Origin of the sequence: Rhodococcus jostii RHA1 (assembly GCF_000014565.1) — a bacterium.
Taxonomy (GTDB): Bacteria; Actinomycetota; Actinomycetes; order Mycobacteriales; family Mycobacteriaceae; genus Rhodococcus_F; species Rhodococcus_F jostii_A.
The window spans coordinates 2703948-2719364 of record NC_008268.1; the positions used below are offsets into that span (position 1 = coordinate 2703948).

The 15417-nt window shown below is 67.8% G+C and carries 12 protein-coding genes; 9 read left to right on the plus strand and 3 right to left on the minus strand.

The window, feature by feature from the left end:
* Positions 1-124 precede the first annotated feature (124 nt).
* From RHA1_RS12495 to RHA1_RS12535, 9 genes are all read left to right on the plus strand, one after another.
* Positions 125-790 (plus strand): fasciclin domain-containing protein, encoded by a 666-nt coding sequence (locus tag RHA1_RS12495; protein WP_011595269.1) that lies wholly within the window; start codon positions 125-127, stop codon positions 788-790.
* Between the two features lie 172 nt (positions 791-962).
* Entirely contained in the window at positions 963-1610 is a 648-nt protein-coding gene (locus RHA1_RS12500; RefSeq protein WP_011595270.1) for an alpha/beta fold hydrolase, read from the plus strand.
* A complete protein-coding gene (locus RHA1_RS12505) occupies positions 1603-2943 on the plus strand; it encodes an NAD(P)/FAD-dependent oxidoreductase (RefSeq protein ID WP_011595271.1) in 1341 nt (446 codons plus the stop codon). Before RHA1_RS12500 ends, RHA1_RS12505 begins: the two co-directional genes overlap by 8 nt.
* A complete protein-coding gene (locus RHA1_RS12510) occupies positions 2940-3680 on the plus strand; it encodes a DUF1365 domain-containing protein (RefSeq protein ID WP_011595272.1) in 741 nt (246 codons plus the stop codon). The genes RHA1_RS12505 and RHA1_RS12510 overlap by 4 nt, the downstream gene beginning before the upstream one ends.
* Positions 3677-5065, plus strand: a complete 1389-nt coding sequence (locus RHA1_RS12515; RefSeq protein ID WP_011595273.1) for a class I SAM-dependent methyltransferase — start codon at positions 3677-3679, stop codon at positions 5063-5065. Before RHA1_RS12510 ends, RHA1_RS12515 begins: the two co-directional genes overlap by 4 nt.
* Positions 5062-6366, plus strand: a complete 1305-nt coding sequence (locus RHA1_RS12520) for a class I SAM-dependent methyltransferase (protein WP_011595274.1) — start codon at positions 5062-5064, stop codon at positions 6364-6366. Before RHA1_RS12515 ends, RHA1_RS12520 begins: the two co-directional genes overlap by 4 nt.
* Positions 6363-7163, plus strand: coding sequence for a DUF1295 domain-containing protein (locus RHA1_RS12525; RefSeq protein WP_011595275.1), 801 nt, complete (start codon positions 6363-6365; stop codon positions 7161-7163). Before RHA1_RS12520 ends, RHA1_RS12525 begins: the two co-directional genes overlap by 4 nt.
* 98 nt (positions 7164-7261) lie before the next feature.
* Entirely contained in the window at positions 7262-7840 is a 579-nt protein-coding gene (locus RHA1_RS12530; protein ID WP_011595276.1) for a sigma-70 family RNA polymerase sigma factor, read from the plus strand.
* Entirely contained in the window at positions 7833-8570 is a 738-nt protein-coding gene (locus RHA1_RS12535; protein WP_011595277.1) for an anti-sigma factor, read from the plus strand. Before RHA1_RS12530 ends, RHA1_RS12535 begins: the two co-directional genes overlap by 8 nt.
* A 59-nt stretch (positions 8571-8629) precedes the next feature.
* On the opposite strand, the gene RHA1_RS12540 is transcribed toward RHA1_RS12535, so the two are convergent.
* The 3 genes from RHA1_RS12540 to aceE all read right to left on the minus strand — a co-directional run bounded on the left by RHA1_RS12540 (position 8630) and on the right by aceE (position 15414).
* Complete coding sequence (locus RHA1_RS12540; RefSeq protein WP_011594112.1) at positions 8630-10813, minus strand: malate synthase G; 2184 nt, start codon at positions 10811-10813, stop codon at positions 8630-8632.
* 134 nt (positions 10814-10947) lie between these two features.
* The gene (gene pyk, locus RHA1_RS12545; protein ID WP_011595279.1) at positions 10948-12420 is read right to left on the minus strand and encodes a pyruvate kinase; all 1473 of its coding nucleotides are present in this window, start codon (positions 12418-12420) and stop codon (positions 10948-10950) included.
* Between the two features lie 18 nt (positions 12421-12438).
* A complete protein-coding gene (aceE, locus tag RHA1_RS12550) occupies positions 12439-15414 on the minus strand; it encodes a pyruvate dehydrogenase (acetyl-transferring), homodimeric type (RefSeq protein ID WP_050787477.1) in 2976 nt (991 codons plus the stop codon).
* Positions 15415-15417: the final 3 nt, after the last annotated feature.

Sequence of the window (15417 nt, forward strand, 5' to 3'; positions counted from 1 at the left end):
CGACGCCACTTCCGGATCGGATGGGCCGATCCGGGAAAACGTTCCACCCATCCGTTCTGGAGACCGCTCCGAATGCCTGTCGATGGTGCTCATCCGCACCCACACCGGAGAGAGGCAATAACCCATGAACATCACCACACGAGTTCTGGCAGTCGCAGCGAGCACGTCCCTCGTCCTGCTTGGCGCAGCGTGTTCGTCGGACGACAGCGACTCGTCGAGCAGCGGCTCCGCCTCGGAGGCGATGACGTCCGAGTCGATGTCGTCCGGTTCGACGACCTCGTCCGCGATGGCCGATCCCGCCGCCAACCTGGTCGGTCCGGGCTGCGCCGAGTACGCGAAGACGGTGCCCGACGGCGCCGGTTCGGTCAGCGGCATGGCGCAGGATCCGGTCGCGACCGCCGCGTCCAACAACCCGCTGCTCACCACCCTCACCGCCGCCATATCCGGTCAGCTCAACCCGCAGGTCAACCTGGTGGACACGCTGAACAGCGGACAGTTCACGGTGTTCGCGCCGGTGGATGCCGCGTTCGCGAAGGTCGACCCCGCCACGATCGAAACTCTCAAAACCGACCCGGCGCTGCTCACCAAGGTCCTCACCTACCACGTGGTCCCCGGCCAGATCGCGCCGAGTGACATCGACGGCCAGCACACGACCGTCGAGGGTGGCACGGTCACCGTCACCGGTTCGGGCGACGACCTGAAGGTCAACGACGCCGGCGTCATCTGCGGTGGCGTCCAAACCGCCAACGCCACCGTGTACCTGGTCGACACCGTCCTGATGCCCCAGTAAGCACGCTCGTCTCACAGATCTCCGCGCCCGGCGGCATCGGTCCCACACCGATGCCGCCGGGTTCTTGCGTGCTCCCACGTGAGTGCCACGGTGCGCTCGGGCACGCTTCGCCACTCACGTGAGCGGGTGCGGGTCCGCCCATCCGACACAAACTCAGCTCCGAATAACGGTTATGGAGAAAGGCTCACCCACCGCCCCGGCGTACGTACTGGTACTGCCCGGCGGCAAACCACGCAGTCAGGCACCCTCGCGGTGCTGGCACCTGTCGAATCTGCGCATGGCCTGGATGGCCTGGTCTCTGAGGGCGAGGCTCGGGCGGCACGGAATCGTCGTGGAGCGGTTGCAGTACCGGGTCCGCGGATGGAACGCCCCCGAGGCCAGTCCGGTGCACGACGCCCGGGTGGTCGTCGAACGGGCCCGGCTGCGGTTCGGGAACGTCCCCGTCGCCGTCGTCGGGCATTCGATGGGCGGCCGCGTCGCCGCCCACCTCGCCGCCCTCGACAACGTCCGGGCGATCGCCGCGCTCGCACCCTGGTGGCCCGCGTCCGACGGCGAACTGGTGCCCGCCGACCGCAGCCTGATGGTCGCGCACGGAACCGCCGACCGCTGGACGGATCCCACCTCGTCCCGGGTGCAGACCGAGCAGGCGCTGGCTCGCGGGGTGAACGCCTCGTGGACTCCCCTGACGGGAGCCGGACATTTCATGCTCACCCGGCCGCGCTGGTGGCATCGCATCACCGCCGATTTCGTTCTCGACGCCTTCGCCGCGGAAGGTGTCGTCGCCGCACCGACTGACCGGAAAGCAGGTCGCCATGCATGATTCGGAGAAGCTCGAACGCAGGAACGTCGCGGTGATCGGCAGCGGCGTCGCCGGGTTGACCGCCGCCTACGTTCTGTCCCGCCACGACCGCGTCACCCTCTACGAGGCGGACGCCCGTCTCGGCGGTCACGCCCACACCCACCATCTGACGCTCGACTCGGGCGCAGAAGTGGACGTCGACACGGGCTTCATCGTGCACAACGACCGCACCTACCCCACGCTGCTGCGCCTGTTCGCCGAACTCGACGTGGCCACCCAGGATTCGGACATGTCGATGTCGATCCGATCCGATGCGAGCGGGCTCGAATACGCTGGTGCGAAGGGGATCCGCGGGCTGTTCCCCACTGCCCGCACCCTGGCCAGGCCGCGGTATTGGCGGATGCTCGGCGAGGTTCTCCGGTTCCACCGCCGCGCCCGTGCCGTGCTCGACACCCCGGCCGACGAGGCGTGCGCGCAGGAACCGCTGGGCGAGTTCCTGCGCCGCAACGGTTTCAGCCGGTATTTCGTCGAGAATTTCATGACTCCGCTCGTCGCGGCGGTGTGGTCGTGCGATCCCACGACGGCCGCGCACTACCCGGCCCGCTACCTGTTCACGTTCCTCGAGCACCACGGAATGCTCACCGTCTTCGGATCACCCACGTGGCGGACCGTGACGGGCGGCTCTGCCCGCTACGTCGAGAAGGTGGCGGCACACCTCGACGAGATACTTCTCGGCGCCCCCGTGCAGCGGGTGGAACGCACTCCGGACGGCGGCGCGTGCGTCGTCGACGGCAGCGGCGACGTCCGGTACTTCGACGCCATGGTGGTGGCCGTTCACCCCTGTCAGGCGCTCGCCCTGCTCGGCGACGCCTCGGACCTCGAGACCGAGATCCTCGGCGACATGCCGTACTCGGTGAATCACGCTCAGCTGCACACCGACGAGTCGCTGCTCCCCCGCGCGGAGAACGCCCGGGCCTCGTGGAACTACCTGACTCCCGCCGACAGCACGGACGCGACGGGCGTCATCGTCACCTATGACATGACCCGGCTGATGCGCCTGGACACCGTGCACGACCGGCGGTTCCTCGTCACGCTCGGCGGCAAGCACCTCGTCGACCCGACGACGGTCGTCGCCGAGATGACGTACGAGCACCCCGTCTACACCCCCGAATCCGTGGCGGCGCAGTCGCGGCTGAGCGAACTCGGCTCCGGCACGTTCGCTTTCGCCGGCGCTTACCACGGCTGGGGGTTCCACGAGGACGGGGCGCTCTCGGGCCTGCGCGCCGCCGAACGGATCGGTGGATCGTGGGATACGCACGCCGGACGACACCGCGAACGGGAGACGGTGTCGTGACCGCGCCGGCGATCTACTCGACGACGATCCGGCACGCCCGCACCGAACCCGTCCGCAACAGTTTCGAGTATTCGAGCTACTGCTGGTACGTCGACGTCGACGACCTTCCGCACCTGCCCGGGTGGCTCGGCCCGTTCGCCCGCTTCCGCGCCGAGGATCACTTCGAGCCGGTCCCCGGTGCCGGCGCGGACACGCTGCGCGCCAGGGTGGATGCGTTCCTCGCCACCCACGGAGTCGACCTCCGCGGCGGGACGGTGACGGCGCTCCTCAACGCGCGGGTGCTCGGATACGTGTTCAACCCGCTCAGCGTGTACTGGTGCCACGACGTCGACGGCACCCTCCGCTGTGTGATCGCCGAGGTACACAACACCTATGGTCAACGGCACAGCTACCTGATCCGGCCCGACAGCCGCGACCGCGCCGAGGTGGACAAGCAGTTCTACGTCTCCCCGTTCAACGACGTGAGCGGCCGCTACGAGATGCGGTTCCCCGAGCCCGGCGACACGCTCTCGCTGAACGTGGTACTCCACCGGGACGGACACGCCCCGTTCACCGCGACGGTGCGGGGAACGCGGCAGCCCGCCACCCACCGCACGGTCCTGAAGACCCAACTACGCACTCCCCTGGCACCTCTCGTGGTGTCGGCTCGCATTCGCATCCAGGGAATCACTCTGTGGGCCCGTGGACTCCCCGTCACGACTCGGCCCGACGGCCGGCAGAAGGAGACAGTTCAGTGAGAAGGAACAAGGACACCGACATGGACGCATCGCCTGCCGTCAGTACCGCCGACCTCGCGTTCACCGTCGAGGATCCGCGGATCGACAACCGGATCTGGCCCGGGCTGGCCGACGTGCCGACCGGTCTGCGTGCCTCGGTGTCGGCGAAGGTCGCCGACCGCCTGTTCCGCCGCGCGGCCGCCGACCTCGACGTCCGCATCGAGTACCCCGACGGCACCCTGGTGGGGGCGCGCCGGGAACCGGAGATCCTGCCGCGCATGATCATCCGCAACCCGGGCGCGTTCGCCCGGCGCGTCGGAACGAGCGGCCTCATCGGTTTCGGCGAGTCGTACATGGCCGGCGACTGGACGTCGCCGGATCTCGCCGCGGTGCTGAGCGTGTTCGCCTCCAGGATGGCCACCCTCGTTCCCCGCCCGCTGCAACGGTTGCGCGCACTCTATGTCGCCAAACACCCCGCCCAGGAACGAAACACCGAGCAGAACACCCGCTCCAACATCTCCCGGCACTACGACCTGTCCAACGAGATGTTCGAGACGTTCCTCGACGAGACCCTGACGTACTCGAGCGCACTGTTCGCGTCGACGCCGACCCGGGTGGGTCAGGTACGGGACGTGACGGTCCTGCGGGCACCCGTCCCACAGGTCTCCCCGAAGTGGGGGGATTTCGCGGACGCGCAGCGCCGCAAGATCGATCGGCTGCTCGACGAGGCCGGCGTCGGTGCGGGCACCAGGCTGCTCGAGGTCGGGACAGGCTGGGGAGAACTGTGCATCCGGGCGGCGGAACGCGGCGCCGTGGTCCGCTCGGTGACATTGTCCAGCGAACAGCAGAGCCTGGCCCGCCTGCGGGTGGCCGAGGCCGGCCACTCGGACACCGTGCAGATCGACCTGCTCGACTACCGCAACGTCGACGGCGAGTACGACGCCATCGTGTCGGTGGAGATGATCGAGGCCGTCGGACATCAGTACTGGGCCACCTACTTCCGGGTGCTCGACAAGCTCCTCGCCCCGGGCGGAAGGGTGGCGCTGCAGGCGATCACCATGCCGCACGATCGGATGCTGCAGACCCGCAACACCTACACCTGGGTGCACAAGTACATCTTCCCGGGCGGTTTCCTCCCGTCGACCGAGGCGATCGAATCCGTCACCGCCGAACACACCGCGCTGCGGGTACGGGAACGCCTGAGCATGGGACAGCACTACGCGGAGACGCTGCGGCTGTGGAAGGAGCGGTTCGCCGCGCACAGCGCGCAGGCGGAAGAACTCGGATTCGACGAGACGTTCCGCCGCATGTGGCATTTCTACCTCTGCTACTCGGAGGCCGGGTTCCGCTCCGGCTACATCGACGTCCAGCAGCTCGTCCTCGACAAGACGGGAGCACGACCGTGACCGTTGCCGCCGAACTCGACAAGGCGTTGCGCCCGCTCGTCCGCGGTGAACTGCCCGTGCATCTGACCGCGTGGGACGGCAGCACCGCCGGGCCGGCGACGGCACCGAAGGTGGTGCTGCGCAGCCCGGACGCCGTGCGCCGATTGCTGTGGAGCCCCGGGGAACTCGGGGCCGCACAGGCCTACGTGACCGGTGAGATCGACGTCGAGGGCGACCTGGGCGAGGCCCTGGCACACGTGTGGGCGGTGGCGCGCGAGCGAGGACTCAGCGGAGTCCGGCCGAGCCCGTGGACGGTCGCGAAGGTGCTGCGCGTCGCCGCGAAGCTGGGTGTCACGGGCGGGCCGCTTCCCACACCCGCCACACAGGCGAACATCCGCGGCCCGCTGCACAGCCTGATGCGCGACCGTGCCGCGATCAGTCACCACTACGATCTCTCCAACGACTTCTACGCGCTGATCCTGGACCCGCAGATGGCCTACTCGTGCGCCTATTTCACCCGGAATGCGCCGGGAACGCCGCAGGATTCGGACTACGGACTCGAGGATGCCCAGCGGGACAAGCTCGACCTGGTGTGCCGCAAGATCGGACTCGAACCCGACATGCGGCTGCTCGACGTCGGATGCGGCTGGGGATCGCTGAGCCTCCACGCCGCGGCCGAATACGGTGCACAGGTCGTCGGTGTCACCATCTCCCGTGAGCAGAAGGCATTCATCGACAAGCGGATCGCCGAGCGTGGGCTGCAGGACCGCGTCGAGATCCGTCTGCAGGATTACCGCGAGGTCCCCGACGGTCCGTTCGACGCCGTCGCGTCCCTCGAAATGGGTGAGCACGTAGGCGAGAAGAACTACGCCCGGTATGCGCAGGCCCTCTACGACAACGCGAAACCCGGTGCGCGGGTGCTGATCCAGCAGATGTCGCGCACCGGACGCCATCCCGGCGGCGGCCCGTTCATCGAGTCGTTCATAGCTCCCGACATGACCATGCGTCCCGTCGGTGAGAGCGTCGCGTACCTCGAACGAGCCGGGCTCGAGGTGCGCGACGTGCATGGTCTCCGTGAGCATTACGTCTGGACCGTCGATGCCTGGCTGGAGAAGTTCGAGTCCCGCTGGGACGACGCCGTCGAGATGGTCGGGCTCGAGATGGCCCGGGTGTGGCGGCTGTACCTCGTCGGCGGCGGGATGAGCTTTGAGCAGGGCCGCATGGGTGTCGATCAGATCCTGGCCGTGAAGCCGACCGCGGCGGGTCAGTCGATGATGCCTGCTGTGCGGGTCGATTCCGCGGGATCCGGCGTGCTCCGATGAACGGATTCGACTGGTCGAACTTCGGCGCCGTCACCGCGGCGAGCCTTCTCGTGCTCGCCGTCTTCCAGGCCGCGACATTCCTCGTCGGCCGGCGGATCGGACGCTACAACGTCGTCGATGTGTCCTGGGGCCTCGGTTTCGTCCTGGTAGCGCTCGTGGCCGCCGTCATCGGCGACGGCGACGCACTGCGCCGCTGGCTGGTGGTGGTGCTCGTCGCGGTGTGGGGTCTGCGACTGACCTGGCACATGTACGCCAAGTCGGCGGGCAAGGGCGAGGACCCCCGCTACGTGGAGATGCTCGACAGGGCGGGCGGCAACTCGCCCTGGGTCGTCGTCAGGAAGATCTTTCTCACCCAGGGACTCGCGCAGTGGTTCGTGTCGCTGCCGCTGCAGGTGTCGGCAGTGCTCGGTCCCGCATCCGGGCTCGGCGCGGTCGTCGGGGTGCTCGGCGCCCTCCTGTGGGTGGTCGGTGTCGTGTTCGAAGCGGTCGGCGACCACCAGTTGATGGCGTTCAAGGCAGACCCGTCCAACAAGGGCGAGATCATGGACGTCGGCCTGTGGGCATGGACGCGGCACCCGAACTACTTCGGCGACTCCTGCGTGTGGTGGGGACTGTGGCTCCTCGCGGCGAGCGTGTGGCCCGGCGCCGTCACCGTGCTGTCTCCCGTGGTCATGACGTACTTCCTGGTGTTCGCAACCGGGGCGAGGCTGCTCGAGAAGTCGATGTCGCAGCGTCCCGGCTACCCCGAATACCAGCAGCGCACCAGCTATTTCCTCCCCTTGCCGCCGAAGCGGTGAGTGCCATGCCGGCATCGCTCGCATCCCCTCGGATCCCATCGTGGTCACACCGGCCGCAACCTGCTATTAGGCTGTGGATCGATGAACGGAATGGGCCGATGACCGGTGTCGACAGGGACACGGAGAACGTGACGCTGACGGCGTTGCTGGCGCGTATCGCGCAGGGCGAGCGGGATGCCTTCAGCGACTTCTACGAACGCACCAGCGCGCGGGTGTACGGCATGGTGCTGCGGGTACTGCGCGATCCCGGATACAGCGAGGAAACCACCCAAGAGGTGTACCTGCAGGTCTGGAACAACGCGGACAAATTCGATCCGAAGCAGGGGTCACCGCTGTCGTGGCTGATCACCCTCGCACATCGCCGTGCCGTCGACCGGGTGCGGTCGGAGCAGTCCGGCACCGAACGGGAAGCCGCCTACGGCGCCTCGAGTTGGTACGGGCCGTTCGACGCGGTGTCGGAGGAAGTCACCCGACGCGGCGACACCAGCGACGTCGTCGACTGCCTCGGCACGCTCACCGAAGTCCAGCAGAGAACCGTGGTCCTCGCCTATTACGGAGGCCTGACGTACCGAGAGGTGTCGGAACGGCTGTCCGTGGCGCTTCCCACGGTGAAATCACGAATTCGAGACGGACTGATCAGGCTCAAGCAATGTCTGGGGGTGCAGTTCGATGGATGAGTCCCAGCACGAAATCCTCGACCTCGCCCAGGTGTACGCCCTCGACGCCGTCGACGATCAGCAGCGCCGCGAGATCGACACCGCGGTGCAGAGCGCACCGCCCGACGTTCGCCTCGAATTCGACACCGCCGTGCGCGATGTGCACGAGACGATGGCCGCCCAGTCCGCGTCCACCGCGGTCGAGCCGCCCGTTCACCTGCTCGGGCGCATCCTCGATGCATTGCCCGGCACCGCCGCTGCACCCGCACCGATAGCACTGGACGAGGTTCGTGCGCGCAAGCGCAGGCGTCTCGTGGCGGCACTCAGTGCGGCGGCCGCGGTGATCGTCCTCGCCGTGGGTGGCATCACCGTCGCCCAGCAGTTGCAGAGCGAGGACGGCCAACCCGTGCCCGCGCAGATCCTCGCGGCCGACGACGTCCGCACGGCGGTGGCACCGATCGCCGGTGGCGGTTCGGCCACAGTCGTGTACTCCAAGGACGTCGACGCCGGAGTGCTGGTGATGAACGACGTCCCGCCGCCCGCACCGGGTTCGGTGTATCAGATGTGGCTGCTCGGACCGTCACACGAGCCGGTGTCCGCCGGAATCATGGAAGCCGATGACGTGTCACCGTCGACCACCGCGGTCGTGAACGACATCGACCAGTCCACGGAACTCGGATTCAGTGTGGAACCGCCCGGCGGTTCCACCCAGCCGACCGGCGACATCTTCGCGACGGTGAACCTCACCTGACACGTGAGTGGCGAAGCGTCCCGCGGGACGCTTCGCCACTCACGTGGGGAAACTACCGGTCAGGCGTTGGCTGCTTTGTATTCGCGGCGGCGGCGGTGCAGGATCGGTTCGGTGTAGCCGGAGGGTTGGGTGGTGCCGTCGAGGATGAGTTCCTTCGCGGCCTGGAAGGCGATGTTGGTGTCGAAGTCCGGGGCCAGGGGCCGGTAGGTGGGGTCGTTCTGGTTCTGCCGGTCCACGATCGGGGCCATCCGTTGCAGTGACTGCACGACCTGGTCGGCGGTGACCACGCCGTGCCGGATCCAGTTCGCCAGCAGCTGGGATGAGATGCGGAGGGTGGCGCGGTCTTCCATCAGGGCGACGTCGTGGATGTCGGGGACCTTGGAGCAGCCGACGCCGGCGTCGATCCAGCGGACCACGTAGCCGAGGATGGACTGGCAGTTGTTGTCGAGTTCTTCCTGTTTCTCGGCGTCGGACCAGTCGGTGCTGGGGGCGAGGGGGATGGTGAGGATCTCGTCGAGGGTGGCCCGCCGGGTGCCCTTCAGCTGGTTTTGGACGGCGACGACGTCGACCTGGTGGTAGTGGGTGGCGTGCAGGGTGGCCCCGGTCGGGGACGGCACCCATGCGGTGTTCGCGCCGGCCTTGGGGTGGCCGATCTTCTGGTCGAGCATCTCGGCCATCAGCTCGGTCATCGCCCACATGCCCTTGCCGATCTGCGCCCGCCCCTGCAGCCCGCAGGCGAGTCCGGTGTCGACGTTCCAGTCCTCGTAGGCGGTGATCCAGGTCTGCTTCTTCATCTCGGCCTTGCGGATCATCGGCCCGGCCTCCATCGAGGTGTGGATCTCGTCGCCGGTGCGGTCGAGGAACCCGGTGTTGATGAACACCACCCGCTCCCGGGCTTCGTTGATGCAGGCGGCGAGGTTGACGGTGGTGCGGCGTTCCTCGTCCATGATGCCGACCTTGAGGGTGTTGGCGGGCAGCCCGAGGACCTGCTCGACGCGGCCGAACAGTTCGGTGGTGAACGCGACCTCGTCGGGGCCGTGCTGCTTGGGTTTGACGATGTAGATCGACCCGGTGCGGGAGTTGACCAACGGCCCCGTCGCCTCGCCCGTGCTGAGTCCGTGGACGGCGCACAGGGAGGTGATCAGGGCGTCGAGGATGCCCTCGGGGATTTCGGTGCCGTCGCCGTGCAGGATCGCCGGGGTGGTCATCAGGTGCCCGACGTTGCGGACGAACAGCAGCGACCGCCCGTGCAGGGTGAGCTCGGACCCGTCCGGGGCGGTGTAGGTGCGGTCCGGGTTGAGGCGGCGGGTGAACGCGGTGCCGCCCTTGGTCATCTCCTCGGTCAGGTCGCCGCGGTTGAGGCCCAGCCAGTTGCGGTAGCCGATCACCTTGTCGTCGGCGTCGACGGCGGCGACGGAGTCCTCGAAGTCCATGATGGTGGTGACCGCGGACTCGAGCACCACGTCCTTGACCCCGGCGGTGTCGGTGGACCCGATCGGGGAGGTGGGGTCGATCTGGATTTCCGCGTGCAACCCGTGATTGCGCAGCAGCACACTGGTCGGGGCGGCCGGGTCGCCGAGGTAGCCGACGAACTTACCCGGCTCCGCCAGCCCGGTGACGGTGCCGTCGGCGAGCTGCACGGTCAGCGCGGTGCCGTCGACGGTGTAGCGGGCGGCGTCGGCGTGCGACCCCTGCGCGAGGGGGGCGGCGGTGTCGAGGAAGGTGCGGGCCCAGGCGATGACCCGGTCGCCGCGGACCTTGTTGTAGGTGGCGCCCGCCTCCGCGCCGCCGTCGTCGGGGATGGCGTTGGTGCCGTACAGGGCGTCGTACAGCGACCCCCACCGGGCGTTGGAGGCGTTCAGCGCGAAGCGGGCGTTGAGGACCGGGACCACCAGCTGCGGGCCGGCGGTGGCGGTGATCTCGGTGTCCACGTTCGCCGTGGACACCTCGAAGGGGGCCGGTTCGGGCACCAGGTACCCGATCTCGGTCAGGAACGCCTTGTACTCGGCCGGGTCGATCGCCGTCCCGGCCCGGTCGCGGTGCCAGCCGTCGATCCGGGCCTGCAGGTCGTCGCGGGTGGACAGCAGGGCCTTGTTCTTCGGCGCCAGCTCGTCGATCACCGTGGCCGCACCCGACCAGAACCCGTCGGCGTCCACCCCGGTCCCGGGCAGCGCCTCCTCGTTCACGAAGTCGTAGAGCACCTTCGCGACCTGCAGACCGCCGACCTCAACACGCTCAGTCATGAAATGACTCACCTTCCGCACTTGGCAAACTTCCACGATGCGAAAACACAGTTTCGTATCTTGACATCAAGAAAACCGTGTCCATCGAGTTCTGTCAATAGCGGACGGGCGTACGGTTACAGCGTCACATCCGATCAGTGGTCTTCCTCGCCGATCCTGTGAACGTGGATCAGGTTCGTCGAGCCGACGGTGCCCGGAGGCGATCCCGCGACGATGACGACGAGGTCACCCCGCTGGTACCGTCCCAGGCCGAGGAGCGCGTGGTCGACCTGATGGATCATCTGGTCGGTCGATTCGACGGGGTCGACGAGGAACGTCTCGGTCCCCCACGTCAGCGCGAGCTGAGCGCGCACCGCCGGGAGCGGGGTGAACGCCAGCAACGGCAGCGGAGTGTGCAGTCGCGCCAGCCGCCGCACCGTGTCCCCGGATTGGGTGAACGCGACGAGCGCCGCCGCGCCCAATCGTTCCCCGATGTCGCGCGCCGCGTAGGACAGCACTCCGCCCTTCGTGCGGGGTACGTGCGCCAGCGGCGGAACGTGCGTGGACTTCTCCTCGACTGCGCTGATGATGCGGCCCATGGTGCGGACCGTTTCCATCACGTGCTTCCCGACGGACGTTTCGCCCGACAGCATGACGGCGTCGGCACCGTCGAGGACGGCGTTGGCCACGTCGGACGCCTCGGCGCGGGTGGGCCGCGAGTTCTCGATCATCGACTCGAGCATCTGCGTCGCGACGATGACCGGCTTCGCATTCTCGCGGGCTATTTGGATGGCCCGTTTCTGCGCGAGCGGCACCTGTTCGAGGGGTAGTTCGACACCCAGATCGCCGCGGGCGACCATCACCGCGTCGAACGCCAGCACGATGGCCTCGAGGTTGTCGATCGCCTCCGGTTTCTCGAGCTTCGCGATCACCGGGACCCTGCGGCCGACCCGATCCATCACGGCATGGACGAGTTCGATGTCTGCGGCCGATCGCACGAACGACAGGGCAATGAGGTCGACGCCGAGACGCAGCGCGAACTCGAGGTCGGCGATGTCCTTGCCCGACAGGGCCGGAACCGACACGTTCATCCCCGGCAGGGACACACCCTTGTTGTTGCTGACCGGTCCGCCCTCGGTGACCCGGCACACCACGTCGTTGCCGTCGACGTCCGTGACGACCAATCCGATCTTGCCGTCGTCGACGAGCAACCGGTCACCGGGCTCGGCGTCCTCGGCCAGCTGCTTGTAGGTGGTGGAGACCCGGTCGTGGGTGCCCTCGCACTCGTCGACGGTGATCCGCACGAGGTCGCCGTCCGACCAGACTGTGCTGCCTTCGGCGAAACGCCCCAACCTGATCTTCGGGCCCTGAAGATCGGCGAGAATACCTACTGCCCGGCCGGCGAGTTCGGACGCGTCCCGCACCCGGAGGTAGTTCTCCTCGTGATCGGAATGTTCGCCGTGGCTGAAGTTGAGCCGTGCGATGTCCATTCCGCAGTCGACGAGTTCGCGTATGCGGTCGCCGGTTGCCGTTGCGGGCCCGAGGGTGCACACGATCTTCGCGCGCCTCGCCGACGCGGGCGCCTCCCGGCCGGGTGTGCCGAGGTATTCGGAAACTGTTGCTGTCATCGGATTTTCGATTCCGTTCTATGCACTGCCGGTGTCGGCGTAGGAGACGGCGGCGGCGCGGACGTCGTCGATGCGGTACCGGTTGGCGGCTTCGACGGCCTTGGAGCGGTCGAGGGTGCCTTCGCCGGCGAGGGCGGACAGGACGGCGACGACGATGGATTCGGCGTCGACGTTGAAGTACCGGCGGGCGGCGGGGCGGGTGTCGGAGAAGCCGAACCCGTCGGTGCCGAGGGTGGTGTACGAGCCGGGCACCCACTGACGGATCCGATCGGCGACGGCGCGCATCCAGTCCGAGGCCGCCACGAACGGGCCGGCGGCGTCGGACAACGCCTGCGTGACGTAGGGCAGCGGGGCGTCGGTGCCGGGGTCGCGCAGCGCCTGGCGCTCCGATTCGATGCCGTCGCGGCGCAGCTCACCCCAGGAGGTGACCGACCACACGTCGGCGGCCACACCCCACTCGTCGGCGAGCAGTTCCTGCGCACGCAGCCCCTCGGGCATGGTGACACCGGAGACCAGGATCTGCGCCCTGGGCGCGGAGCCTGCGGAGTGCGCGTGTTGTGGCGCGGAGCCTGCGGAGTGCGCGTGTTGTGGCGCGGAGCCTGCGGAGTGCCCGTGTTGAGGCGCGGAGCCTGCGGAGTGCCCGTGTTGAGGCGCGGAGCCTGCGGAGTGCCCGTTATTAGACGCGGAATCGCCCGAAGCCTGCGACTTCTTGAACAGGTACATGCCCTTGAGCAGGCCCTCGACGTTGAGGTCGGCGGGCTCGGCGGGCTGGGAGTAGGGCTCGTTGTAGAGGGTGATGTAGTAGAAGATGTCCTCGCCACCGAACCCCGGCTTCAGCGTTCCATCGGCCGCCGGTGTGCCGCCGTACATCCGGCGCAGTCCGTCCTTGACGATGTGCGCGATCTCGTAGGAGAACGCCGGGTCGTAGGCGACGGCGGCCGGGTTGGTCGAGGCCAGCAGCAGCGAGTGCCCGTCGGCGTGCTGGAGGCCTTCGCCGGTGAGGGTGGTGCGGCCGGCGGTGGCGCCGAGGACGAATCCGCGGGCCATCTGATCCGCCGCCGCCCACAACCCGTCGCCGGTGCGCTGGAACCCGAACATCGAGTAGAAGATGTACAGCGGGATCATCGGCTCACCGTGGGTGGCATAGGAGGTGCCGACCGCGGTGAACGAGGCGGTCGAGCCGGCCTCGTTGATGCCCTCGTGCAGGATCTGCCCGATCTCCGATTCCTTGTAGGCGAGCATCAGGTCCGCATCCACCGCCGTGTACAGCTGGCCGTTGCGGTTGTAGATCTTCAAGGAGGGGAACCAGGAGTCCATCCCGAAGGTGCGGGCCTCGTCCGGGATGATCGGCACGATCCGCTTGCCGATCTCCTTGTCCCGCAACAGCTCCTTCATGATCCGCACCAACGCCATGGTGGTCGCGACCTGCTGCTTGCCGGAGCCCTTGCGGACCACGTCGTAGGTCGAATCCGGCGGCATCGGCAACGGCGCCGGGCTGGTGCGGCGCTGCGGCAGGAACCCACCGAGCGCGCGGCGGCGGTCGAGCATGTATTGGATCTCCGGGGCATCGGGGCCGGGGTGGTAGTACGGGGGCATCTTCGGGTCCTTCTCCAACTCGGCGTCGGAGATCGGGATGCGCTGCAGGTCCCGGAAATTCTTCAGATCGTCGAGGGTCAGCTTCTTCATCTGGTGGGTGGCGTTGCGGCCCTCGAAGTGCTTGCCCAGGGTGTAGCCCTTGATGGTGTGCGCCAGGATCACCGTCGGCTGCCCCTTGTGCGCCATCGCCGCCGCGTACGCGGCGTAGATCTTGCGGTAATCGTGGCCGCCGCGCTTGAGGTTCCAGATGTCCTGATCCGACAGGTTCGCGACCAGTTCCTTCGTCCGCGGATCCCGGCCGAAGAAGTGCTCGCGCACGTACCCGCCGTCGTTGGCCTTGTACGTTTGGTAGTCACCGTCCGGGGTGACGTTCATCAGGTTGACCAGGGCGCCGTCCCGGTCCGCGTGCAGCAGCGCGTCCCACTCGCGGCCCCAGACCACCTTGATCACGTTCCAGCCGGCGCCGCGGAAGAACGACTCCAACTCCTGGATGATCTTGCCGTTGCCGCGGACCGGGCCGTCGAGGCGCTGCAGGTTGCAGTTCACCACGAACGTCAGGTTGTCGAGGCCCTCGGTGGCCGCCACGTGCGCCAGGCCGCGGGATTCGGGTTCGTCCATCTCCCCGTCACCCAGAAACGCCCACACGTGCTGATCGGCGGTGTCCTTGATGCCGCGGTCGTGCAGGTAGTGGTTGAACCTCGCCTGGTAGATCGCGTTCATCGGGCCCAACCCCATCGACACGGTCGGGAACTCCCAGAAATCCGGCAGCAGCCGCGGGTGCGGGTACGACGGCAACCCGCCGCCCTGATCGGCGTGCGAGTGTTCCTGCCGGAACCCGTCCATCCGCTCCGCCGGGATCCGCCCCTCCAAAAAGGCGCGGGCGTAGATGCCCGGCGAGGCGTGGCCCTGGATGAAGATCTGATCCCCACCCCCGGGATGGTCCTTGCCGCGGAAGAAGTGGTTGAACCCCACCTCGTACAGGGCCGCCGACGACGCATACGTCGAGATGTGACCACCGACCCCGACCCCGGGGCGTTGCGCGCGGGTCACCATCACCGCCGCGTTCCACCGGATGAACGCCCGATACCGGCGCTCGGTCTCCTCGTCCCCGGGGAACCACGGCTCGTTCTCCGTCGGGATGGTGTTCACATAATCGGTCGACGTCAACGCCGGCAACGCGACGTGCTTCTCCCCGGCCCGCTCGAGCATCCGCAACATCAGATACCGGGCACGAGTCGGTCCGGACCGGTCCAACAGTCCGTCGAACGATTCCAACCACTCCGTGGTCTCGTCCGGGTCGATATCCGGCAGATAAGACGCAACACCCTCACGGATGACGCGAACCGAACCGGCGCGGCCAGGGTCTACGGAGGTCGTGGTCTGTTCGAGCAAAGGGATACT